This window comes from Leptolyngbya sp. CCY15150, from assembly GCF_016888135.1.
GTDB lineage: Bacteria > Cyanobacteriota > Cyanobacteriia > RECH01 > RECH01 > RECH01.
Genome location: NZ_JACSWB010000157.1, coordinates 72,375 through 95,803, shown reverse-complemented (window position 1 = coordinate 95,803; position 23,429 = coordinate 72,375). Strand labels below are relative to the sequence as shown.

The following is a 23,429-nucleotide window of genomic DNA, read 5'->3' as shown; positions in this document are numbered from 1 at the left end:
GTCCATCTTGAAGTCCAATATGTCGTCGTTACGTCCGGCGGTGTTTTTAGATCGCGATGGCGTTCTCAACATCGAAGCGGGCTATATTCATCTCCTCGAAGATTTGAACCTTGTACCAGGGGCGGCCCAAGCGGTGCGGCGGTTGAATGATCGAGGTCTGTTTTGCTGTCTAGTGTCCAACCAGTCTGGCCCCTCACGGGACTATTACCCGCGCAGTCATGTAGAGGCGTTGCACGATCGCCTCTGTCGGCTGTTGCGGGACGAGGCAGGGGCGAAGCTAGATGCGCTCTACTATTGCCCTGACCTCAGCCCGCCGGAAGGGGGAACGGTGGTGGAATTTACGCGCTGGACGACGTGGCGCAAGCCAAATACGGGAATGCTGGTGGCAGCGGCCTGGGAGCATGGGTTGGATATTAGCCGCAGTTTTATGGTGGGAGACAAGGCGACGGATGTGGATCTGGCGCACAATGCCGGATGTACAGGCATTTTGGTGCAAACAGGCTATGGCGATCGCGTTCTCCGAGGCGAGTATCAACACGAGACGCAGCCGGATTACATTGCCGATGATCTCCCCATGGCGGCAGACTGGATTTTGCAACAGGGGGGCGATCGCTAACGGCCCATCCTAGGCGATCGTTTAACCTAGGTTTATCTCTGATAAATCAAAGTTGAGAAATCAAGTTGAGAATGGCCATACAAAAACAGCCGCTATCTTGCAGATTTTAGCCTAATTGCCTCCTAGGAACATGAGTGCCTACTTTAGTCTGGAAAGACTGGGCTGAAACGTTTTATCTAATCACTACATCGGGATGCTAGGAAGCCTGAGTTAGATAAGACTTCAGCCTGCAAAAGGAAGAACTGGAAGCATCCAGGCTAGCTCCAGCTATATCTGAACTATCTATTGACATTCATAACCATCCCAGTCAAACCAACCGCTCTAGAAGAGTCAGGATCTGATGGATCTCTCTCCGCATCGATCGCATCTCTTGCTCAATGCTATCAAGACGCTGAGTTAGAACATCTTGAGCCTGCGGAGGAGGGTTCGCAGGTTGAGGCGGCATGGAGGCGGATGGGGAATGCTGTGCGTTCAGCTTATCGACCAAGGTCGTCCAGCTTGTAGCCTTAACGCCCAACTGGGTCTTGGCCTCTTTGAAGCTGGCAAACCGTTCTTTCAACACCTCCACCGTGTAAGGCGTCGCTGACGCTGCTTGGGCCGCTCGATCGAGATCATCTTCGACCATCACAACCACCTCATCGATTAAGCGATCGTGGTTTTGGGACATCTGGGCGGCAGCTCCCAAAATTCGAGATGTAGCCTTGATTTGAATCGCTTTTTCCTGGCGAAGCTGATTGGCAACCTCACGCATGCGATCGCCCAAGGTAGGTTTTCGAGGAACCAGGTCAGAGCCTGTATTATCGCTCATGGTCACCTCCTACTCCGCAATGATCTCTTGAATGGCCTGCCAAATACGCTTGAACTTTTGTACTACACCTATGGGAGTGTCATCAGCACCATCCTGCACCGAGTTGACCAAGCTCTGAATCCGATCCATACGATTAGCCAGGTCTTCCATATTCCCGATCGCCGTATCTTCGCGGGATAGAGAATCATGCAGCAAGGCCGTCATTTCTCCAATTTCTTGCTTCAAACGTTCATTTTCGCGCTTGCGGCGAGTTTCCCACCCCTTAATGCCAGCTTTAGAGCGGCGTTCAAAGGTCAACTGGGTTTGGGCCTCATTGTAAAGCGTTAGGTATTGATCGCGTTCAGACTGCACCGTTTCCAGTTGAATAACCAGTTCCTGGCTGCGCGCCTTTTCTTGATCATAGAGGGCAAGATAAGACGTCACTTGGGCTTGGGCCTCTTGATATAACGTCATTGTAGACTGGTATTTTTGCTGGACGTCTTGATAACGAGTCAGCGTAGATTGATGGTTTGTCTTTTCGTCTTGGTAGAGCGTTAGAGTTGTTTGATACTGCTCTTGTTCTTTGAGATAAAGTTGATGGGTTTGCTCTGCCTGCTGTTCCGTTTGTTGTACCTTCTGCTCTAGCTCCTGCTTCTGGACGCGCAGGGTCATCAAAAGCTGTTTGGATTCATGGGCAGAAAGGGGTTCTGACGATCGTGATGTTGGATGGTGGACAGAGTTGTCATAGGAGCTATCCCGCCGATCCCCGCGTCGCATTCCAGGCATGGTCAAACCTCATCAACAAAACAAATGTACTGATGTCAGCGATCGCTCTTACTCAGCAAACCGTGGCAGAAGAGCGCCTGGCTATAGGGTTCCCAAAATCTGGACTGCACTATCTAACCTACACTATCCCAATAGATCATGATCGCTAGGATGGCTGGAGAGCGATCGCCCTGGGATGAATCTAGGTGAGGAAGATCTAAGGTTGTTACCCGGATCTTCTAATATAGGAGTGTTACGCTAGGGTAGCATCTGGATAGAGCAGGCATATACAACGTTGGGCATCATAAAGGGCTGTTTAACAACCAAGATGGAGGTAAAGATGGATCTCAATAAAGATATCGTTACCGTGAGACCAGATAGCACAACAGACACACGTCAGAACCTTCCTAACTATGTTGGCATTTCTGGCTTAACGGCCGGCGCTGAAGGAATATCGATGAATATGGTCATCATTCCCCCCGGTGCTAAGGCAGAACCTCATTTCCATGAAGGATTTGAGACAGCAATCTATCTCTTGAAAGGACAGGTAGAGACGTTGTATGGCGAAAATCTGACAAAGTCAATTGTCAATCAGGAAGGTGATTTTATTTTCATCCCTGCGGGCGTCCCTCATCAGCCACGAAATCTTAGTGACCATGAGCCTGCGATCGCGATCGTATCTCGCAATGATCCCAATGAACAAGAAAGTGTTCAGGTATATATTCCTAATCAACATCAACCTAGTCAAGAAGCTGTCTAGAATAAAAATCTAGCCACAGCTGAAATTGCCATGGATAAAATTGAGATCGATGGTTTTTCCCATGAAGCACTAGGGCGATCGCCTGTTCAGACAACAGCCGTTGAGAGCCCTGCCCCTTATCAAAGAGCGATCGCCATGAGAGAATAGGACTTTCATGAGATGTACTGATGCCTGCAGATTATATTCAAAATGAAGCCGAATTTGATGCTCTTCTTAGTGCAGAGTCCGTCCTAGTCGTTGATTGCACGGCGACCTGGTGTGGGCCTTGCAAAATGATTGCCCCCTTGATTGATCAATTGGCCGATGACTATAGCGATCGCGCCAAGGTGCTGAAGCTAGACCTAGATGCCAACAAGGAAGTGGCCAAGCGCTATGGCATTCGCAGCATTCCTGCCGTGATGTTTTTCCAACAGGGCGAGGTGGCAGAAACGATTGTTGGCGCGAAAAAGTATGACGATTATGCTGCTGCTCTAGATAAGTATCTGAGTTGATTGACATTGCCGCTCTCTAGCCTAGTTCAACAGAGAGCGATCGCCCATAGCTTGCCGGATTGGTTCCATCCATCCGGCATTTTTTTGGCCCGTCTCTATTCATCAAGCGATCGATGAACCTAGATCATCATTCATGCACTAACCAATTCTTGCTGATCGCTGATCAAGGGTAGATTCAACTAATAGGAAAAAACCACAAAAACAACATATAAGTTGCAAAAAACAAGGCGGTCTTCGGGATACTTAGTAGTCTTAAATCACCCTAATCATAGCATTTGAAGTCTTGTTTAAGATGCGGTGTTTTACGATACAACCTTAGGTTTATGACAGAACCTTTTCCCTAGCCGTATCGGCTAGAAGTCATGAATATCAAGGGCTTTTAGCCTGAAATCACGAGTTGATTGCAAAGATCATCATTGGGTTTACCTATGAGAGACTAAATGATAGTTGAACTAAATCTATACAAACATTCACTGAAGTGAGTCCAATCCTATAGAAACATTTTTTAATTCTATAAAAATGATTCGAGATGCGATCGCCATTGATATAGTGATGGGGTGAACGGAACTGTTCGCGATCGCCTTCTCACGGGCTGAGGTGCGCATCCAATTACCTTGGCTGCCTTTGCGATGATCGATGACCTGCGATCGCTGACGCCGTTTTTCTGTGGGTAACCGTCCCTGCTTCTCGACCCTTGACGCCCTGCTAGGCTCAATGGCCAAGAACCGAGCCCACCTGCTGCCACGAGAGGAGACCACTATGCCGTCTACGTCGGTTCAAGCTGTGCCAGATGCAAAACCTGTTCAGGGGACGTCCAAATCTCCTAAGGCTGAAGGCGATCGCCGCTTCAAGAAAATCGACATCACCATGAAGCGCAACCAATATCGATCAGATGCGCTGATTGAGGTGCTGCACGTTGCCCAGGAAGCCTTTGGATACCTCGAAGAAGATACCTTAACCTACATTGCCCGTGGGCTAAAACTACCCCTCAGCCGTGTCTACGGCGTGGCAACGTTTTACCATCTCTTTTCCCTGAAGCCTAATGGGGCTCACACCTGCGTCGTTTGCATGGGTACCGCCTGCTATGTGAAGGGTGGTGGCAAGGTGGTAGAAGCGTTGGAGAAGGAGTTGGGCATTGAAGTGGGATCGACCACCGAGGATGACCAAGTATCGCTGATGGCGGCCCGTTGTTTAGGAGCCTGTGGTATTGCCCCGGCGGTGGTGTTTGATGGCAGTATTGCTGGCAAGGTGGAGCCTGAGGCAGCGATCGCCAAAATCCGGGCTTGGCAGTCGAGTTAAACACCGACTCAGTAACGATTTCAGTACCGACTTCAGTACCGATTCCCCGACGGCAAGATTTGGATGAATGGCTGGCCCTTCGATGCGGTTCATCCCTAGATAAGAGGAGATAGTATGGACTGGGCAGAACTCTTAGAGATTGCAGAGACTGAAAAGCACCGCCAGCGAGGTATTCGAGTACATTGCTGCACTTCCACCGGCTGCCGGGCGGCTAATGCGCTAGACGTGATGCGCAATATGCAAAACGCGGTGGAGGATGCCAACCTAGGCGATCGCGTTGAGGTGGTAGGCGTCGGCTGTATGGGCTTTTGCGGGCGTGGGCCCTTAGTGCAGGTGGATCCGGATGAGCTGCTCTACGAAGAGGTGACACCGGAAACCGCCAGCAGCATTATTGACGCTCTGCACGGCGGTGAGGCAACGCCGATCCAGGGAGATGTTCACCATCCCTTCTTTTCTCGCCAGATGAAAATTGTTCGGCAGCACAGCGGCAAGCTGGATCCGGAGCGAATTGAGGACTACATTGCAGCGGGTGGCTATCAAGCGCTCTATAAAGCACTCTATGACCTCACCCCGGCGGAGGTGGTGGATGAAATCACCCGTAGCGGTCTGCGAGGACGGGGCGGCGGTGGCTATCCCACGGGTCTCAAATGGGCCACGGTGGGTAAAATGCCCGGCGATCAAAAGTATGTGATCTGCAATGGCGATGAGGGCGATCCGGGGGCCTTCATGGATCGCAGTGTGCTGGAAAGTGATCCCCATCTGATCTTGGAAGGGATGGCGATCGCTGGCTATGCTATCGGCGCAAACCACGGCTATATCTACGTGCGGGCGGAATATCCCCTGGCGATCCAGCGGCTGCAGAAAGCTATTCAGCAGGCTAAGAAATATGGCCTCTTAGGCAGCCAGATCTTTGACTCTGCCTTTGACTTTAAGATCGACATTCGCATTGGAGCTGGAGCCTTTGTCTGCGGTGAAGAAACGGCGTTGATCCATTCCATTGAAGGAGCCAGGGGCAATCCGCGCCCGCGACCGCCCTATCCGGCGGAGTCGGGGCTATGGCACTGTCCAACGCTGATTAACAATGTGGAAACCTTAGCCAATATCAGCGCGATCATTAAAGGCGGCGCAGATTGGTATGCCGGCATTGGTACAGAAACCAGCAAGGGTACCAAGATCTTTGCCCTCACCGGCAAAATCCGCAACAACGGCTTGATTGAGGTGCCCATGGGCATCACGCTGCGGGAAATTGTGGAAGAGATGGGGGGCGGGGTGCCCGATGGCATGGTGAAGGCCGTGCAAACGGGGGGGCCATCGGGCGGCTGTATTCCAGCCACGCTGCTCGATACCCCGGTGGACTACGATTCTCTGATGAAGGTCGGCTCGATGATGGGATCGGGGGGGATGGTGGTCATGGATCACGAAACTAGCATGGTGGAGGTAGCCCGGTTTTACATGGAATTTTGTCGGGGGGAAACCTGTGGCAAATGTGTTCCCTGTCGCACCGGTACGGTACAACTCTATGCGCTGTTGAATAAGCTCGTCAATCGCCAAGCCACCCAGGCCGATCTAGATACGATGGAGGCACTGTGCTACATGGTGAAAGAGACCAGCCTTTGCGGGCTAGGGATGACGGCTCCTAACCCTGTGCTCAGTACGCTGCGCTATTTCAAGGAAGAATATGATGCTCTCTTGCAAACGCCAGCCTATTTGAACGGACATTCGGTACAGTCCGATGCGATCGCCTCCTCTGTATCCCCTTAATTCCCAGAGATAACCATGAGCGCCAGTTGCCAGTGAGGAACATCCATGTCTGTAAAAACATTAACCATTGACGGAACGGCGATCGCCATTGAAGAAGGCGCAACGATTCTGCAGGCTGCCAAGGAGGCAGGAGTGCCCATTCCCACCCTCTGTCATCTAGAGGGCGTATCGGATGTGGGAGCTTGTCGCCTTTGTCTTGTCGAAGTAAAGGGTATCAATAAGTTACTGCCTGCCTGCGTCACGGAAGTGGCGGAGGGAATGGATATTCAAACCAATACGGAAAAACTCCAGACCTATCGCCGCATGACCGTGGAGCTGCTGTTTGCCGAAGGCAACCATGTATGCTCGGTCTGTGTTGCCAATAACAACTGTGAATTGCAGGATGTGGCGGTGCAGGTGGGCATGGATCACTCCCGGTTTACCTATCGCTTTCCCGATCGCGGCGTTGATATTTCCCACAAACAGTTTGGCATCGACCACAACCGCTGTATCCTCTGTACGCGCTGCGTCCGGGTCTGCGATGAAGTGGAAGGAGCCCATGTGTGGGATGTGGCTCAGCGGGGCGCGGCTTGCTACATTGTGTCGGGGCTAAATCAACCCTGGGGTGAGGTAGATGCCTGTACCTCCTGCGGCAAATGTGTTGATGCCTGCCCCACAGGAGCCATTTTCCGCAAAGGCGATACCACGGCAGAAAAGGTAGGCGATCGCGCTAAGTTAGAGTTTTTGGTGACTGCACGGGAGCAACAACAATGGACAAGATAAAATTTGCCACAGTTTGGCTGGCGGGCTGTTCTGGCTGCCATATGTCATTTCTCGATCTTGACGAATGGCTGATTGATCTAGCTGCCGCCGTTGATGTGGTATTTAGTCCCGTGGGCTGTGATCTCAAAACCTATCCTGAGGGAGTGGATGTATGCCTGGTGGAAGGGGCGATCGCCAACCAGGAGAACCTAGAGCTAATCTACGACGTGCGGCGTAAAACTAAACTGCTGATTTCCTTTGGCGACTGCGCTGTGACGGCTAACGTACCTGCCATGCGCAATATGCTGGGGAGTTCTAGTGCTGTCCTCAAGCGGGCCTATCTGGAACTAGGCGACGTGACGCCCCAATTACCCGATGAACCGGGGATTGTGCCGGAATTACTCGACCGAGTTGTTCCAGTGCATGAGGTAGTGCCGGTGGATATCTTTATGCCCGGCTGTCCCCCCTCTGCCGATCGCATTCGGGCGACCCTAGAACCGTTGCTGAAGGGCGAAATGCCGGTGATGGAAGGGCGATCGATGATTAAGTTTGGCTAGGACTGCGATATCGAAGCGATGCGTCGATTACGTCGATCGCGTACAAAGAGATTGGGAGAGGAAGAATGTCCAAAACAGTTGTCATTGATCCGGTCACTCGCATTGAGGGCCATGCCAAGATATCTATTTTCCTCAACGATGCGGGGGAAGTGGATGACGCTCGGTTTCACGTGGTGGAATATCGAGGGTTTGAAAAGTTCTGTGAGGGACGGCCCTTTACAGAAATGGCCGGCATTACGGCGCGCATCTGCGGCATATGTCCCGTCAGCCACTTACTGGCTGCTGCCAAAACCGGCGATAAGATCCTAGCCGTGAAAATTCCCGTGGCGGCGGAAAAGCTGCGGCGGATGATGAACCTAGCTCAGATCACCCAATCCCATGCCCTATCTTTTTTCCACCTCAGCAGTCCTGATTTTCTGCTGGGTTGGGATAGCGACCCAGCTAAGCGCAATGTCTTTGGTTTAATTGCTGCCGATCCAGACCTAGCGCGGGCCGGCATTCGTCTGCGTCAGTTTGGGCAAACGATTATTGAATTGCTGGGAGCACGCAAAATCCATGCCGCTTGGGCGGTACCCGGTGGGGTGCGATCGCCCCTGTCGGAAGAGGGTCGTACCTGGATTCGCGATCGCCTTCCAGAATCCTTTGAAACAATCACCACCGCGCTGAACCTCTTCAAAACCTTGATCGATCAGCAACTGAAGGATGAGATCGGCATTTTTGGCGAATTTCCCTCCTTATTTATGGGACTGGTCGGCGAAGATGGTAAGTGGGATCACTACGGTGGACATCTACGCTTTGTCGATAGCAACGGCTCCGTTATTGCCGATGGTCTCAGTGAAGATGACTACGCTAGCTTCCTTGGCGAAGCGGTGGAAAAATGGTCGTACCTAAAATTCCCCTATTACAAACCCTTGGGCTATCCCGCCGGCATCTATCGAGTGGGGCCCCTAGCACGGCTCAATGTCTGCCGCTACATCGGCACCCCTAAAGCCGACCAGGAACTGAAAGAATTCCGCGATCGCGCCGGTGGCGTACCCACCTCGTCGTTCCTCTACCACTATGCTCGCCTGATTGAAATCCTAGCCTGCTTGGAACATATCCAAGATCTCGTCAACGATCCTGATATTGTCTCCACCCGTGTTCGTGCCGAGGGTGGGGTGAATGAGCTGGAAGCGATCGGCGTCAGCGAAGCTCCCCGAGGTACTCTATTCCACCACTACAAGGTTGATGAACATGGTCTGATTCAAAAGGTGAATCTGATTATTGCCACCGGTCAAAATAACTTAGCTATGAATAAAACCGTGGCGCAAATTGCCAAACACTATATTCATAACTCAGATATTCCCGAAGGATTTCTCAACCGTGTGGAAGCCGGCATCCGCTGCTTCGATCCCTGTCTATCTTGCTCCACCCACGCTGCCGGACAGATGCCCCTCCATGTGCAGCTTCTGGGCTCCGATGGTCACGTGATTCAGGAGGTATTTCGTGATTAGATGATGTTCATGTCATGCTCTATGATCGAACGGCAGCTCCTAGGAGACAGCGAGGTGAATGATGACCAAGGAAAACTTATTTCTCTGCATGGGATCCGCCTGTCACCAGCTAGGGGTCTATGAAGTTTTACCCAAGCTGCAGTCCTTAATCCAAGCCCATGAGCTTGAAAACGTTGTCGAACTCAAAGGATCCTTTTGTCTAGAAACCTGTAGTCACGGTATCGTCATGAAGCTGGGCGATCGCTGCTTTGTCGATATTAGCCCTCAAAACGTAGAAACCATCTTCACCCAAGATATTCTACCGGAAATTCAAGCAACCCTGGCGCGATCGCCCTAGGTCTCATATCTTTCCTAACCTGCGGGTTGGGTTAAGGGCTGCCAACCAAAGACGCTGACTCGATTGATGACGTACCATTCCTCAAAATTATCCACCAGAGACTATCATGTCTGACCCCCATTCCAATCATCTCTGGCGACTGCTGTGGGACTATGATCCCAACGGTTTAATTGTGGTGGACGCCAATTTCTACGTCAAACTGGTGAATCCTGCTTTCTGCACCATGTTCCAGGTCAATGGCGACGACATCATCGGACAGCCTGCCTCCACCATCCTAGATAGCATGGACGATTTTCAGCAAGCCTGGGACAAGGATAGGGTTGTACGTCAGACTCGGGAATATCCTTCCTATAATCTATTTGTGAAGCAGATGGTCTTTTCCATTGAGGAAGAAGGGGTGATCGCCTGCATTATGGTAGATTTCAGCCACGAACTAAGCCAGCGGCGCGAGTTGCAAAAGCTGAAGCGAGATACGATTCGCAAAGTTAATGAAGTCGTTGATCATCAAATGAAGGTGGTGCAGGAAATTGCTGGATTACTGGGAGAAACCACAGCGGAAACAAAGGTGAGTCTGCTGAAAATTATTCAGATGCTGGAAAAAGAGGTTCTTTAGGGGCGATCGCACAATAGGATAGGACATGACCGTTGATAACTTCCTCGATATCTATCCCTTCAGCCTGAACAAGAAAGGCGAAGAGCTATGTGGCGACAAGGTGAAGTTTCTAAAAACTGATAAAGCCGCCACGATTGTGCTGTCTGATGGACTGGGAAGCGGTGTCAAGGCCAATATTCTGGCTACCCTGACGACGGAAATCCTGTTGACTATGTTGACAGCGGAGGTGCCGTTGGAGGAGGTGCTGAAAACTATTATCGCCACCTTACCCATTTGCCAGGTAAGAAATATTGCCTACTCAACCTTTACCATCATCCAGGTCAACTGCGAAACCAACAGCTTTACCGTCATCAACTTTGATAATCCTGCCGTCATCTACATCCGCAACGGCCGGCGCATGGAACTCAAAACCCACATGGAGGAAATCCTAGGGCGCAAAATTTCTCTATCTGAAGGCACCCTAGAGCGAGGTGATTTTCTGGGAGCCATCAGTGACGGCGTGCTTTATGCCGGTATGGGCGTAGCGCTCAACTTTGGCTGGGGTTGGGATAATATCACCACTCATATCGAACAGGTGCTAGACCAAAAGCCGCGCACCGCCCGCACCATTGTCCACGACGTCATTGAAAAAACCTACTCTCTTTATCAAGGGGAAATCGGCGATGATGCATCCTTTGTCGGCATCTATGTCCGTCGCCGCAATCCCCTGATGATCTTCACCGGCCCACCCCTCGACGAAGAGCGCGATGAAGACTACGTTAACCGCTTGCTCAGCTTTGAGGGACGCAAGGTGATTTGTGGTGGCACCACCGGAAATATCGTCGCCACCTATCTGGGCGAAACCATCGACATGGACTTATCTACCATTCGTAAAGAGCTGCCGCCCATTGGTCTTCTAAGCTGTATTGATTTGGTCACAGAAGGTATTTTAACCCTTTCTAAGGCTACCGAATACATCAAAGCCTGTCACTGTGATATCACCCGACTTAAGTTTGATAATAATGGAGCCTATTTATTAGCGCGGGAAATCCTGCAGGCGGATTCAATTCTATTTTTGGTAGGTCAACAAATTAATGAATTCTATCAAAATCCGCTTCTGCCTAAAAACATTTCCATTCGCCGTAGTCTCATTGAAGACTTGGTGCAATTTCTGCGTCAGCATCAAAAGGAAGTCTCTATTGACTATTGCTAAAGGGGAACACGTATCGATTGGCAAATTTCGACGTCGATCAATGCTCTGATGCTTACCAGACAAGGGTTAAGCATCGTCGAAACCCAGAAACGTAGCCTCGTTGAATTAGAGTCCACCTACGTAAGGAGCGATCGCCCCTTGGATCTTAAACCCACCGCTATCCTCATCATCGGCTACGGCAACACCCTGCGTGGGGATGACGGCGCAGGCTACTACATCGCTGAGCAGATGGCGGATCAGATTGCCACCCATGCCTGGACAGGGGTGCGATCGCTCTCGGTGCATCAACTGCTTCCCGAACTCGCGGCCGAGATAGCTGACGCTCAAACCGTGATCTTTGTCGATGCGGCTATGCCCGGAGAACTCCTGACCCAACCTAGATTAGAGCGCTTAGTAGCTAAGGCAACTGCACCCACCTTAGGACATCACCTCGATATGCGATTGCTCCTCGACCTCGCCCGCCAGCTCTATGGCGCAACGCCCACCGCCTATCGTTTGCTCATACCCACCCAAACCTTTGATATCGGCATTACCGTTTCCCCCCTCACCCAAGCCGCGATCGCCCAAGCTATGTCAACACTTCTTGAATTTGTAACTCATTCTATCGAGACTGAAGCATCACTCTAGGAAGCTAGGGGCCAATTCTGAAAACAATGTAGCAAATTGTTATAAAACAATCCTAATTGTTGAGATTTAAGGGCGATCGCTGAGGTAATCTGAAGAAAATTGTAAGGCTACTCTTGATAGGTTTTATGGGGGTAGTATAGAGGTATGGGAACTAATCCAAGGTAGCAAACTGTTAACTTCATTCCATATCACTAGAGGATGAAACCTGAATGTTTTAGTTAGTTAGACACCATGTCTTCCTCGACAAAAGTAACAGACTCGTTGCAAAAGTCTGGCAAGCAATCTAACAGCTTTAACCTCATTCAATCTTTCCTAAATGAGTGATCGAAGGAGTGATCGACCATCAGCAAGCTACTAGAAATCAAGATGATTGGATTGGTACTTACACGATTTCTATTCTGTAAGGCCCAGGTGTCTTTAAGAGGGCTTTAACCATGACAGAGAGAACATTTGCAACCATTGATGGCAACGAAGCCGTTGCTCGGGTGGCCTACCGCCTGAGTGAAGTGATCGCCATTTATCCCATTACCCCGGCCTCGCCCATGGGTGAGTGGTCGGATGCTTGGGCATCAGCAGAGCAGCCCAATCTTTGGGGCACCGTCCCCTCTGTCGTTGAGATGCAAAGTGAAGCAGGGGCAGCCGGAGCGGTGCATGGGGCACTGCAAGCAGGCTCTCTCACCACCACGTTTACCGCATCTCAAGGTCTGCTGTTGATGTTGCCCAACCTGTATAAAATCGCCGGGGAGCTGACCCCGGCGGTGCTGCATGTGGCGGCGCGATCGCTGGCGGCCCAGGGGCTATCGATCTTTGGGGATCACAGTGATGTGATGGCGGCACGGGCCACGGGCTGTGGATTGCTCTGTTCTGCTTCGGTGCAGGAAGCTCAGGATATGGCGGCGATCGCCACCCGGGCCAGTTTAGAATCGCGCATTCCGTTCCTGCATTTCTTTGATGGTTTCCGCACCTCCCACGAGATCCAAAAAGTGGAGCTGTTAGCGGATGACACCTTGGTGGACTTTATTCCCCAATCCCTGATTGTTGAACATCGCCACCGGGCCCTCACGCCCGATCGCCCTGTCATTCGCGGCACGGCCCAAAATCCTGATGTATATTTCCAAGCTAGGGAAACCGTCAATACGTTCTACAATGCCTGTCCAAGCATTGTGCAACAGGCGATGGATGATTTCGCCGCGCTCACCGGCCGGCAGTATCAACTCTATGAGTATTACGGCGCACCGGATGCCGATCGGGTGGTGGTGCTCATGGGATCGGGCTGTGAAACGGCTCAGGAAGCGGTGGATGCCTTGGTGGCCCAGGGGGAAAAGGTGGGCGTGCTCAAGGTGCGGCTCTATCGCCCCTTTGAGATGGTGGACTTCATTGCAGCCCTCCCAGCAACAGTCACCCATCTGGCAGTTCTCGATCGCACCAAAGAACCGGGTAGTGCTGGCGAACCACTGTATCTTGATGTCCTGTGCGCTGTGCGAGAGCTAAACCGCTCCATCCATGTCGTCGGCGGTCGCTATGGACTGTCGTCGAAGGAATTTACCCCCGCCATGGTGCGGTCGGTTTTGGATACCTTAGCGGTTGATGAACCGCGTAATCACTTCACAGTGGGCATCATCGACGATGTCACTCTGACGTCCTTGGACGTAGATCCCAGCTTCTCCACCGAGCCTGATAACGTCGTCCGGGCTATTTTCTATGGCTTAGGCTCCGACGGCACCGTAGGCGCAAATAAGAACTCGATTAAGATTATTGGCGAAGAAACAGATAACTATGCCCAGGGTTATTTTGTCTATGACTCCAAAAAATCCGGCTCGGTCACCGTATCCCACCTGCGTTTTGGCCCCGATCCTATTCACTCCACCTATCTGATTACCAGCGCCAACTTTATTGCCTGCCACCAGTGGGAATTTGTCGAAAAATTTGACTTACTCAAAGAGGCAGAGCCCGGCGCAACTTTCCTGGTGAGCAGCATCTACGATCCGGAAGAAACCTGGGCAAGACTGCCGCGATCGCTGCAAGACGCTATTGTCGCCAAGCAAGTTAAACCCTACTGCATCAATGCGCTGCAAGTGGCTCGGGAGGCGGGCATGGGCGGACGGATTAATACCGTCATGCAGGTCTGTTTCTTTGCCCTTTCCGGTGTCTTACCTCGGGAAGAAGCGATCGCTCAAATCAAAAAAGCGATTCGCAAAACCTACGGCAAGAAGGGTGAGGAAGTGGTGCAGATGAACATCAAAGCCGTCGATCAAACCCTAGAACATCTCTACGAGATTCCGGTGGGTGCCATTCCTGATGCCGCTGCCGAGCCCCATTCCTGGGTGCCCGATACCGCTCCCGCCTTTGTGCGCAATGTGTTGGGACAGATGATGGCTCGCCAAGGCGACGACCTGCCGGTGAGCGCCCTACCCGTAGACGGTACCTATCCTAGCGGCACCTCCCAGTGGGAAAAGCGCAATGTGGGCCATGAGGTGCCGGTGTGGGATCCAGATGTTTGCGTCCAGTGTGGCAAATGCGTCATGGTCTGTCCCCATGCGGTGATTCGCTCCAAGGTGTATGAGCCCCAAATGCTGGACGACGCACCGGAAACCTTTAAGAGTATCGATGCCAAAGATAAAGCTTGGTCGGATTTGAAGTTTACCATTCAGGTCTCGACGGAAGACTGTACGGGCTGCGCTCTTTGTGTTGATGTTTGCCCTGCCAAAAATAAGGCAGAGCCCCGCAAGAAAGCGATCAATATGGCTCCCCAATTACCGCTGCGAGAGCAAGAGCGGGATAACTGGGACTTTTTCCTCAAGGTTCCCAATCCCGATCGCTTAGCATTAAACCTGCATAAGATCGCCCAGCAACAGATGCAGGAGCCCCTGTTTGAGTTCTCCGGAGCCTGTGCGGGCTGTGGTGAAACTCCCTACATTAAGCTGGCGACGCAACTCTTTGGCGATCGCATGTTGGTTGCCAACGCCACCGGCTGTTCATCGATCTACGGCGGTAACTTACCGACAACGCCTTGGACGCACAATGCCGAGGGTCGTGGCCCCGCTTGGTCAAACTCGCTGTTTGAAGATAACGCGGAATTTGGCCTCGGCTTCCGGGTCTCCGTCGATAAGCAAGCCCAGTATGCTCGGGAATTGCTCCACGACCTCGCCATTGACCTGCAAGATTCGCCCATCGCCGTTGATCTAGCCACGGCAATTCTCAACAATTCCCAACGGGACGAAGCCGATATTGCCGAACAGCGGCAGCAAGTAGCCCAAGTGAAGGAGGCGATCGCCGCTTGGCTGGCCCAAATTGGCGACCATGGCGGCCGGGTGCCGGTGAACGTCAGCGGTGGCTCATCGGTAGAGTCCACCACCCAAACCACCGTCCAGCTCCGGGCCAAGTTGCTGAATCTCCAGTCCCTGGCCGACTACCTGGTGAAGAAAAGCGTCTGGATCATCGGCGGCGACGGCTGGGCCTACGACATCGGCTACGGCGGCTTAGATCACGTCCTGGCTAGCGGTCGCAATGTCAATATCCTGGTGCTCGACACCGAAGTCTATTCCAACACCGGCGGACAAATGTCCAAAGCCACGCCTCGGGCAGCCGTGGCCAAATTTGCTGCCGGCGGTAAACCGGCTCCCAAGAAAGACCTCGGTCTCATGGCCATGACCTACGGCAACGCCTATGTGGCTAGCGTCGCCATGGGAGCCAGGGATGAACATACCCTGCGGGTGTTCCTGGAAGCCGAAGCCTACGACGGCCCCTCGCTGATCATCTGCTACTCCCACTGCATCGCCCATGGCATCAACATGACCGAAGGCATGCAGCAGCAAAAGGCCCTGGTGGATTCTGGGCGCTGGTTGCTCTACCGCTACGACCCACGCCGCGCCGATGCTGGACAAAATCCCCTACAGCTAGACTCGCGATCGCCCAAGGCCACCGTGGAACAGTCCATGTACCGCGAAAATCGCTTCAAGATGCTGACCCGCACCAAACCTGATGATGCCAAACGCCTCCTGAAAGCTGCCCAAGGCGACGTCAACACCCGCTGGCATCTCTACCAATCCATGGCAGAACGGCAGATGAACGGGCAAACCAGCCCTCCCTCGGAGCCCACAGCCCCATAGCCTCACCGGCTAGGTGCCAACCAGCACCTAGCCCACTTTGTCAGACCGTCCAAGCAGGAGACACGATTATGGACTTGACTACAACCTACCTAGGCTTAGAGCTGCGATCGCCCTTGGTAGTAGGCGCTGCCGCCCCCCTCACCGAAGACATCCAGCACCTGCGGCAGATGGAAGATGCTGGCGCTGCTGCCGTTGTTCTCCACTCACTCTTTGAAGAACAGCTACGGAGCGATCGCCTAGAACTCCACCATCATTTGGAATACGGCACCGAAAGCTTCGCCGAAGCCCTCACCTACTTCCCCGAACCCGACCTGTTCCACGTGGGCACTGACATCTACCTCGACCACATCCGCGCCGCCAAAGACATGGTCGATATTCCCATCATCGCCAGCCTCAACGGCTCTACCCTAGGCGGCTGGACAGACTATGCCCGCCAGATCCAAGCGGCCGGAGCCGATGCCCTGGAAATCAACATCTACGCCATTCCCACCGATCTCCACACCAGCGCCGCCGATATTGAGCAGCAATACCTCGACATCCTCAAAGCTGTCAAGTCAGTGGTGCAAATCCCCGTGGCGGTGAAGCTCAGCCCCTATTTCAGCAACATGGCCTCCATGGCCCACCAACTGTATGAGGCGGGTACCGATGGTCTGGTGTTGTTCAACCGCTTTTATCAACCCGATATCGATATCGAAGACCTAGAAGTGCGTCCCCACGTACTGCTCAGCACCCCCCAAGATATGCGCCTACCCATGCGCTGGATTGCGCTGCTCTACGGACGCATCCCCGTAGACTTTGCCGCCACCAGCGGCATTCATAAAGGACAAGATGTGGTACGAATGCTCATGGCCGGTGCAACGGTCACCCAACTGGTCAGCGTTCTGCTCCGCCACGGCATCGGACATTTGAAGAATATCGAACAAGAGTTGCAGACTTGGCTCCAAGAGCATGATTATGAATCAGTACAGCAACTGCGAGGCAGCATGAGCCAGCTACGGTGTCCCAACCCTAGCGAGTTTGAGCGGGCTCAATACATGAAAGCCATCCAAACCTATCAACCGGATTGGATGAGTTCAGTGGATCTGGTGCGGTAGCAGACGAGCTGTCCCTCCAGTCGTCTAAGGGTCTAGTCCATGCGGAGAATATCTATGGAACGTCGTAAACGAATTGGTATCTTAACCAGCGGGGGTGATTGCCCCGGCTTGAATGCAGTGATCCGCTCGGTGGTGAAATGCGCCAGCCGGCAAGGATGGGATGTCTATGGCATTCCCTACGGCACAGACGGCTTCATTCGGGTTACTCAGGGGCTTTGTTCTCCCGAAGAACTCAAGCTATCTGACCATGGTTACGATATTCCTGGACTTTTGCATGGTCTAGATGTCCTGCAGTTTCTCAGCGGCAGTATCCTCGGTTCTCTCAGTCGCGGCAATCCCCGTGATCCCCATGTGCAGGCAGAGATTCTAGCGGGCTACGAACGTTTGGGTCTTGATGCCCTGATTGCCATTGGCGGCGATGGCAGTTTAGAGATTATTTGCCAACTGGCTGAAAAAGGCAACTGGAATGTCATCGGCATCCCCAAAACCATCGATAACGATGTGCCCTTCACGGAGCAATCGGTGGGCTACAACACCGCCGTTGATACGGTCACCAAGATGCTCTACGACCTCACCTTCACCGCCGCCAGCCACGATCGCGTCATGGTGGTGCAGGTGATGGGGCGGGATGCCGGACACCTAGCGCTAAATGCCGGTATTGCCGGGGGCGCGGATGTGATCCTCATTCCCGAACTAGTGCCTATCCTCAACAGCATGGTCGTGGATCAGATCTGCCAGCGCTTGGAAAGCCTGCGCCACAATCGCCGTAAGTTTGCCCTGGTAGTCATCTCTGAGGGTGTGAAAAACCAAGATGGCGAAAAAGAAAAATATATTGGCGATCGCCTCGCTGAACAAATTCATCAGCGTAGCCGAGAACTATGCGGCGTCCATGACGAATCGGCCTGCGAACTCACCCAAGTGGATACCCGCTCCAACGTGTTAGGCCATATCCAGCGCAGCGGCACCCCCAATGCCTTCGATCGCTTACTGGGTACTGCCTTTGGTAAAAAAGCCATCGACTTGATTGCCGAAGGCACCTACAACCAGCTCGTAGTCTGGCGAAACGGTCAGGTGCAGGCCTGCTCCCTAGATGACGTCATGCCGATCATTCGCCAATGCCACCAGGAAAATCGCTGCCCTGGCCCAGTCCAGCTCGATAGCTGCATGGTGCAGGTGGCCGAATCTCTAGGCATCTACATCGGCATTGATATTGCTAACCAAAATGCCTCCTCCTTGCCCCGCTCAACCGCCATCCCTGTCATCGATTAGCCAAGGCTCGAAGCGAGTCCAACTCAGCACTGTAGCGGATGGGATCGATGGTTGATCCTATCCGCTTTGTCTTGGAGAGCGATCGCCTCCTGAACATAGCTCCCCAATCTCCTTTCACAACAACAACCGACGACCGTAGACTAGATCTAAACTGAATTGTATAAGCATCCAGTCCCCAGGTTCGTGGCGGATGTTGTGGCTATTTCACCCCTGTTTGGAGTACCTCTGTGAACTTGTCCTCTCTTCCGTCCCTATCCTCCTTGGGCTTTTTCCGTAATCTGCGTGGTTTAGGCAACCGTCAATTTGCTGTGATTGGTCTAGGACGATTTGGGCGCGCCGTCTGCTCTACGCTCCACGGCTTGGGCTATGAGGTGCTCGGCATCGACTCCGACGAACGGCTGGTGGCCCACGTGATGACCCAGCATTTAGCCGCCCATGCCATCCAGCTCGATTCTACAGAGCCCACGGCTCTCAAAGAGGCCGGCATCTTCGACTTTGATACGGTGATTGTCGCCATCGGCAACTATATTCAAGAAAGCATCATCACCACCCTAAATGTTAAAGAAGCCGGGGTGCCCTACGTGGTGGCTAAGGCATCATCAGAAATCCACGGTAAGTTACTGCACCGAGTCGGAGCCGACCAAGTTGTCTTTCCTGAGCATGAAATGGGCTGCGCTCTGGCGCGATCGCTTACCCGCCCAGGTCTCCTCGATCGCTTCGAACTTGACCCCGATCACAGTATCGTCGAAGTCTCGATTCCGCCAGAATTTGATGGCAAAACTATTGTGGAACTAGAATTGCGATCGCGCTATGGGCTAACGCTGTTGGCGGTGGGAGAAGATGAGAAGTTTGAGATCAATCCTAGTCCCGTGATGCGTTTAACAGAAGGTAAGGTGATGGTGGTGGTGGGTTCTAATAAAGATATTGATCGCCTGCCGCTGTGATCATGTTGGTGTGAAGGGGGTGGGGAGAGCGATCGCTCAAGCTTTGATCTCCCCACAGACCATGAAGATTTACTTAAGCTATCTGCTTAGACCTTCAACATATGTAGTATCGTGGGGAAGTTCTGTATAATTGACTTGGCTAGGTTTTGATCAAGAGCTTAGTCGTTATTTTAATTATTTCTTATGAAATGACTTATGATTTGCATTCGGAGGTTTTGTCAAGATGATACCAGTAAGCTATAAGGTGCGTTCCCAAATACAACTTCTACGACTACTCAGTCAATAGTTTTTGAGAACACACTATGCTCATACATGCTCATAAATTCCTTGAAGCGAGCGATTGCAAGCTAGCAATACCTATAATGCCGACCGCCAAGAGTTAATCAGTGATGTTGTCGCTAAGATTACCTGTAAACAGATGACGGACAATGCTAGCTTCCCGGGACGCCTAAAACCCATAAGATAAGAATCTCAATGAAAAAGCCTGAACTAAACCCAACATCACTGAAAATTGACAAACTTATTAATCGCATAGATAACGGTGAGATCAAGATTCCAGCCTTTCAACGGGGCTATGTTTGGAAGCAGAATCAAATTATTGAGCTACTTGAAAGTTTAGTGAAGCAGTACCCAATTGGCAGCATTTTGCTATGGGAGGCATCTGAAAAAGACAAGCTAAAATCAGCAAGAAATATTGTAGGTTATCGAATTCCTGACAGAGACGAGAATTGGCCGGTAAATTATGTGTTGGATGGACAGCAAAGACTATCTTCCATATATGCAGTATTAAGCGAAAATGTAGAACAAGAAGAAGCGAGCTTGAAATACAATCCAAATCCGGATATTTTTGAAATCTACTATGATTTTTCAAGAGAAACGTTTCTTCCTAAGAGCGAGGCCAAGAAAGGAACAGATTCCATAGTTCTCCTGCGTAACATTATTAATCCAATAAAACTGATTGACGAACTATCAAATCTAAATAAGCAATATCATCCTCTTGCAAAAAATCTGTCCTCTATATTTCTAAATTATGAAGTGCCTGTTGTTCAGATAAAAAATCGAACGAGAGAAGAAGTTGGCGTAATATTCGAGAGAATTAACAATACAGGAACCAAGCTAGGCATGCTTGACCTTATGACAGCTTGGACATGGACGGAAGACTTTCATCTTCTTGATTCTATTGATGGACTACTAGAGGAGCTTGACGAGAAATCATTTGGGACAATAGATCATAAGCTAGTACTTCAAATAGTATCCGCAATAATAATTGGCTCTACTCAAACGAGTAATATTCTACGTTTAACGGGCGAACGCGTTAGAGATAACTGGCAAAATGTTGAAGAAGCTATCAGATCTACAGTTGATTTCCTGTTTACAGAAATTAAGTGCTCCAATATAGAATTTCTTCCTTTTCATCAACAACTCATTCCTCTTTGTAGATTTTTCTCAAAAAATAAAAGGCAGACATTCGAGCAGGTTGAAGCTTTAAAGCAATATTTCTGGAGAACATCGTTTTCTGATAGATACTCCACTGGTCAAACGACCGCAAAAATGGATGCTGATATTGAGTTCATTGATAAAGTCTTGGACTATGATTTTTCTGATATTGAAAAATACAAAGCCTCTGTATCTTCTGATGATTTACTGCAAGCTCAGTTTTCCAAGTCAAATCCGATTACGAGAGCTTTTTTACTTCTAAGTGCTCAGCATTCACCTCTCGATCTAACAAATGGAAAAATAATAGATCTAGGAGCAGCCCTTTCTTCATTTAATAGAAAGCAATACCATCATGTTTTTCCTAATTCATATCTGAGCAAAAAAGGGACGTCAAAGAATAAAAGATTTTCAGTGGTGAATTTTTGCTTCTTACCTGCTGATTCAAACAAGAAAATTTCAAGCAAGTCGCCCTCTGACTATTTCGCAAATATTGTTCCTTCGGCTAAAAAGATTGAAATTCTAAAAAGCAATCTTTTACCAGAAGATCAAGAGATATACAACAGCGATGACTATGATAGTTTCTTAGAAAAAAGGGCGGCTTTACTATTATCTACCATATCTAGCTTGGGGCGTTAGGTTTCCCTACCTTGGTAAGTAGACATACAAGGGCGATCGCCCCTCTCGTAGAATGCCTTGCATTAAGCCAAAGCGCCACGTTTAACACTGGCATATTGCCTCGAAGCGATGCGTCCCCCTTAATGTGATTGGGAGAAGGCGAAGCAAAGCGACAAGCTCAGCCTGTTGTGATAGGCTGTTATAAGATCATTTGTTCGTATGAGACGATGGCAAACCTCCCTCACCTTGTTCAGTATCAAGGCAGCAAGAGAAATTTGGCAAAGCAAATTCTCCAATTTTTTCCTACGAAAATGACTAGACTCGTAGAGCCTTTTGCTGGAACTGGTGCAATTAGCGTTGCTAGCTCTGCACATCAGATCGCCCATAGCTTTTGGCTCAACGACCTAAATAAACCATTGATTAAGCTCTTAGAACTAGCGATAGAAACCCCTCATGAACTAGCAGACTTTTACCAAAAACTATGGAATGAACAACATGATGACTCCATAGCTCACTATTTTGAAGTGAGGTCAAGATTTAATGAGACAAACGATCCAAGACTATTCCTTTACTTACTAGCCAGATGTGTCAAAGGCTCAGTCCGCTACAACTCCGACGGATTCTTCAACCAGAGTCTGGATAAGAGGCGGAAAGGGACAAGACCTGAGACCATGAAGAAAAACATAGTCGGTGTATCTAACCTTCTTAACGGAAAATGTAAGTTCACAAGTCTAGATTATCGAGACGTATTAGAACAAACTCAATCGGGCGATTTCATCTACATGGATCCTCCCTATCAAGGTGTTTGTGGAAATAGAGATTCCAGATATCTATCCGGAATAGATTTTGACGAGTTTGTTTCGACACTTAAACACCTCAATCGAAAAAACGCCGTATTTGCTATTAGCTACGACGGCAAATTAGGTGATAAGAGTTTTGGTAAAGTTCTCCCAGAAAGCTTAAATCTTCAGAGGCTTGAACTTGAAGTTGGCCGATCTTCACAGTCTACGTTACTTGGTAAAGAGGAAACCACCATTGAGTCTTTATACTTGTCACCAAGTCTCTCTGAAAGCTTAGTAGACATTCCCATCAAAGATTTCATCTATAGTTGCAAGAAACCAAAACAGTTGACGCTCTTAGAAAAACATGGAGAATTCACCACAACTACCAGATGAATTCTTGGAACTCTGCCGATCAATTACTGCCAAGAGGCCAAAAGCAGTCATTGACCACCTTTTGCAGCATGGTTTTATCACAACCGAGGAGTTGAAAGAAACCTACGGCTATAATCATCCTCCAAGAGCAGCCAGAGACGTTAGAGAAAGTGGCATTCCATTAGAAACGTTTCGCATGACTGGAGGTGATGGCAGAAAAATAGCTGCCTATCGATTCGGCGACATTAGCAAGGCAAGATTAACCCGCTTTTCCGGAAGAACTAGCTTATCCAAGCGGCTTAAAGAAGCACTGATCAGCAGACATGGATGCAAGTGTTTCATTTATCTTGAAGAAGTAGACAAACGTAATCTACAGATTGATCACCGTATACCTTTTGAAGTTGGTGGTGAACCAGATCCAGAGCCGGAAAACTTTATGCTGCTGTGTGGCTCTGCCAACCGTGCTAAATCTTGGTCATGCGAACATTGCGACAACTGGAGCAACATGAAAGACAAGTCAATTTGCTTATCTTGCTACTGGGCATATCCAGAGAATTATGAGCATATAGCAATGCGACAAGTCAGAAGATTAGATCTGCTTTGGGAAGGCGATGACATTGAGACGTATGAAAAACTCAAGCAAAGAGCTGCTAGTCTAGATAAGGAAATTCCCATGTTTGTCAAAGAGATGATTGAGCGCGAGATAGAACGTCATAGCTCTGATTAGTCAGCAGCGATCGCTCTGTTGGATGCTGTGTGCATCGTATT

General features: G+C 50.4%; 21 protein-coding genes. 19 read left to right on the top strand and 2 right to left on the bottom strand.

Annotated features, from left to right (window positions below):
* Window positions 1–19: 19 nt before the first annotated feature.
* Complete coding sequence (locus tag JUJ53_RS08045) at window positions 20–616, top strand: HAD family hydrolase (RefSeq protein ID WP_204151572.1); 597 nt, start codon at window positions 20–22, stop codon at window positions 614–616.
* A 307-nt stretch (window positions 617–923) separates the two neighbouring features.
* Here the strand turns inward: JUJ53_RS08045 and JUJ53_RS08040 are convergent, their stop codons facing one another.
* On the bottom strand, window positions 924–1,424 hold the full coding sequence (locus JUJ53_RS08040) for a hypothetical protein (RefSeq protein WP_204151478.1): 501 nt from the start codon (window positions 1,422–1,424) through the stop codon (window positions 924–926).
* 9 nt (window positions 1,425–1,433) lie between these two features.
* Window positions 1,434–2,189, bottom strand: coding sequence for a hypothetical protein (locus tag JUJ53_RS08035; protein ID WP_239124873.1), 756 nt, complete (start codon window positions 2,187–2,189; stop codon window positions 1,434–1,436).
* A gap of 319 nt (window positions 2,190–2,508) precedes the next feature.
* Between JUJ53_RS08035 and JUJ53_RS08030 the strand changes: the two genes are divergently transcribed.
* The 18 genes from JUJ53_RS08030 (at window position 2,509) to JUJ53_RS07945 (ending at window position 23,388) form a co-directional block, all read left to right on the top strand.
* A complete protein-coding gene (locus tag JUJ53_RS08030) occupies window positions 2,509–2,928 on the top strand; it encodes a cupin domain-containing protein (RefSeq protein ID WP_204151477.1) in 420 nt (139 codons plus the stop codon).
* 164 nt (window positions 2,929–3,092) lie between these two features.
* Entirely contained in the window at window positions 3,093–3,419 is a 327-nt protein-coding gene (gene trxA, locus JUJ53_RS08025; protein ID WP_343327919.1) for a thioredoxin, read from the top strand.
* Window positions 3,420–4,178: 759 nt separating this feature from the next.
* Window positions 4,179–4,718: a bidirectional hydrogenase complex protein HoxE gene (gene hoxE, locus JUJ53_RS08020; RefSeq protein WP_204151475.1), complete on the top strand. Its 540-nt coding sequence runs from the start codon at window positions 4,179–4,181 to the stop codon at window positions 4,716–4,718.
* Between the two features lie 114 nt (window positions 4,719–4,832).
* Window positions 4,833–6,479: a NuoF family protein gene (locus JUJ53_RS08015; protein ID WP_204151474.1), complete on the top strand. Its 1,647-nt coding sequence runs from the start codon at window positions 4,833–4,835 to the stop codon at window positions 6,477–6,479.
* A 45-nt stretch (window positions 6,480–6,524) separates the two neighbouring features.
* Window positions 6,525–7,241 carry a bidirectional hydrogenase complex protein HoxU gene (gene hoxU, locus JUJ53_RS08010; RefSeq protein WP_204151473.1) on the top strand — a complete coding sequence of 239 codons (717 nt, stop codon included), beginning with the start codon at window positions 6,525–6,527 and terminating at the stop codon, window positions 7,239–7,241.
* The gene (locus tag JUJ53_RS08005; protein WP_204151472.1) at window positions 7,229–7,777 is read left to right on the top strand and encodes an oxidoreductase; all 549 of its coding nucleotides are present in this window, start codon (window positions 7,229–7,231) and stop codon (window positions 7,775–7,777) included. The genes hoxU and JUJ53_RS08005 overlap by 13 nt, the downstream gene beginning before the upstream one ends.
* Window positions 7,778–7,842: 65 nt before the next feature.
* Window positions 7,843–9,270 (top strand): Ni/Fe hydrogenase subunit alpha, encoded by a 1,428-nt coding sequence (locus JUJ53_RS08000; RefSeq protein ID WP_204151471.1) that lies wholly within the window; start codon window positions 7,843–7,845, stop codon window positions 9,268–9,270.
* A gap of 61 nt (window positions 9,271–9,331) precedes the next feature.
* Entirely contained in the window at window positions 9,332–9,607 is a 276-nt protein-coding gene (locus JUJ53_RS07995) for a (2Fe-2S) ferredoxin domain-containing protein (protein ID WP_204151470.1), read from the top strand.
* 106 nt (window positions 9,608–9,713) lie between these two features.
* Entirely contained in the window at window positions 9,714–10,220 is a 507-nt protein-coding gene (locus JUJ53_RS07990) for a PAS domain-containing protein (protein ID WP_204151469.1), read from the top strand.
* 25 nt (window positions 10,221–10,245) lie between these two features.
* Window positions 10,246–11,412 (top strand): SpoIIE family protein phosphatase, encoded by a 1,167-nt coding sequence (locus JUJ53_RS07985; RefSeq protein ID WP_204151468.1) that lies wholly within the window; start codon window positions 10,246–10,248, stop codon window positions 11,410–11,412.
* A gap of 48 nt (window positions 11,413–11,460) precedes the next feature.
* Window positions 11,461–12,039, top strand: coding sequence for a hydrogenase maturation protease (locus JUJ53_RS07980; RefSeq protein ID WP_204151467.1), 579 nt, complete (start codon window positions 11,461–11,463; stop codon window positions 12,037–12,039).
* 434 nt (window positions 12,040–12,473) lie between these two features.
* The gene (nifJ, locus tag JUJ53_RS07975; RefSeq protein ID WP_204151466.1) at window positions 12,474–16,148 is read left to right on the top strand and encodes a pyruvate:ferredoxin (flavodoxin) oxidoreductase; all 3,675 of its coding nucleotides are present in this window, start codon (window positions 12,474–12,476) and stop codon (window positions 16,146–16,148) included.
* A 68-nt stretch (window positions 16,149–16,216) separates the two neighbouring features.
* Window positions 16,217–17,242 (top strand): dihydroorotate dehydrogenase-like protein, encoded by a 1,026-nt coding sequence (locus JUJ53_RS07970; RefSeq protein ID WP_204151465.1) that lies wholly within the window; start codon window positions 16,217–16,219, stop codon window positions 17,240–17,242.
* 54 nt (window positions 17,243–17,296) lie between these two features.
* On the top strand, window positions 17,297–18,511 hold the full coding sequence (locus JUJ53_RS07965) for an ATP-dependent 6-phosphofructokinase (RefSeq protein WP_204151464.1): 1,215 nt from the start codon (window positions 17,297–17,299) through the stop codon (window positions 18,509–18,511).
* Between the two features lie 233 nt (window positions 18,512–18,744).
* Window positions 18,745–19,455, top strand: coding sequence for a TrkA family potassium uptake protein (locus tag JUJ53_RS07960; RefSeq protein ID WP_204151570.1), 711 nt, complete (start codon window positions 18,745–18,747; stop codon window positions 19,453–19,455).
* A gap of 474 nt (window positions 19,456–19,929) precedes the next feature.
* Window positions 19,930–21,528: a DUF262 domain-containing protein gene (locus tag JUJ53_RS07955; protein ID WP_204151463.1), complete on the top strand. Its 1,599-nt coding sequence runs from the start codon at window positions 19,930–19,932 to the stop codon at window positions 21,526–21,528.
* A gap of 206 nt (window positions 21,529–21,734) precedes the next feature.
* Window positions 21,735–22,682, top strand: a complete 948-nt coding sequence (locus JUJ53_RS07950) for a DNA adenine methylase (protein ID WP_204151462.1) — start codon at window positions 21,735–21,737, stop codon at window positions 22,680–22,682.
* Complete coding sequence (locus JUJ53_RS07945; protein ID WP_204151461.1) at window positions 22,654–23,388, top strand: HNH endonuclease signature motif containing protein; 735 nt, start codon at window positions 22,654–22,656, stop codon at window positions 23,386–23,388. Before JUJ53_RS07950 ends, JUJ53_RS07945 begins: the two co-directional genes overlap by 29 nt.
* Window positions 23,389–23,429: the final 41 nt, after the last annotated feature.

Coding starts and splice junctions, on each gene's coding strand:
- JUJ53_RS08045 (WP_204151572.1), top strand. CDS start 20: ATGTCGTCGTTACGTCCGGCGGTGTTTTTAGATCGCGATGGCGTTCTC.
- JUJ53_RS08040 (WP_204151478.1), bottom strand. CDS start 1,424: ATGAGCGATAATACAGGCTCTGACCTGGTTCCTCGAAAACCTACCTTG.
- JUJ53_RS08035 (WP_239124873.1), bottom strand. CDS start 2,189: ATGCCTGGAATGCGACGCGGGGATCGGCGGGATAGCTCCTATGACAAC.
- JUJ53_RS08030 (WP_204151477.1), top strand. CDS start 2,509: ATGGATCTCAATAAAGATATCGTTACCGTGAGACCAGATAGCACAACA.
- hoxE (WP_204151475.1), top strand. CDS start 4,179: ATGCCGTCTACGTCGGTTCAAGCTGTGCCAGATGCAAAACCTGTTCAG.
- JUJ53_RS08015 (WP_204151474.1), top strand. CDS start 4,833: ATGGACTGGGCAGAACTCTTAGAGATTGCAGAGACTGAAAAGCACCGC.
- hoxU (WP_204151473.1), top strand. CDS start 6,525: ATGTCTGTAAAAACATTAACCATTGACGGAACGGCGATCGCCATTGAA.
- JUJ53_RS08005 (WP_204151472.1), top strand. CDS start 7,229: ATGGACAAGATAAAATTTGCCACAGTTTGGCTGGCGGGCTGTTCTGGC.
- JUJ53_RS08000 (WP_204151471.1), top strand. CDS start 7,843: ATGTCCAAAACAGTTGTCATTGATCCGGTCACTCGCATTGAGGGCCAT.
- JUJ53_RS07995 (WP_204151470.1), top strand. CDS start 9,332: ATGACCAAGGAAAACTTATTTCTCTGCATGGGATCCGCCTGTCACCAG.
- JUJ53_RS07990 (WP_204151469.1), top strand. CDS start 9,714: ATGTCTGACCCCCATTCCAATCATCTCTGGCGACTGCTGTGGGACTAT.
- JUJ53_RS07985 (WP_204151468.1), top strand. CDS start 10,246: ATGACCGTTGATAACTTCCTCGATATCTATCCCTTCAGCCTGAACAAG.
- JUJ53_RS07980 (WP_204151467.1), top strand. CDS start 11,461: ATGCTTACCAGACAAGGGTTAAGCATCGTCGAAACCCAGAAACGTAGC.
- nifJ (WP_204151466.1), top strand. CDS start 12,474: ATGACAGAGAGAACATTTGCAACCATTGATGGCAACGAAGCCGTTGCT.
- JUJ53_RS07970 (WP_204151465.1), top strand. CDS start 16,217: ATGGACTTGACTACAACCTACCTAGGCTTAGAGCTGCGATCGCCCTTG.
- JUJ53_RS07965 (WP_204151464.1), top strand. CDS start 17,297: ATGGAACGTCGTAAACGAATTGGTATCTTAACCAGCGGGGGTGATTGC.
- JUJ53_RS07955 (WP_204151463.1), top strand. CDS start 19,930: ATGAAAAAGCCTGAACTAAACCCAACATCACTGAAAATTGACAAACTT.
- JUJ53_RS07950 (WP_204151462.1), top strand. CDS start 21,735: ATGGCAAACCTCCCTCACCTTGTTCAGTATCAAGGCAGCAAGAGAAAT.
- JUJ53_RS07945 (WP_204151461.1), top strand. CDS start 22,654: ATGGAGAATTCACCACAACTACCAGATGAATTCTTGGAACTCTGCCGA.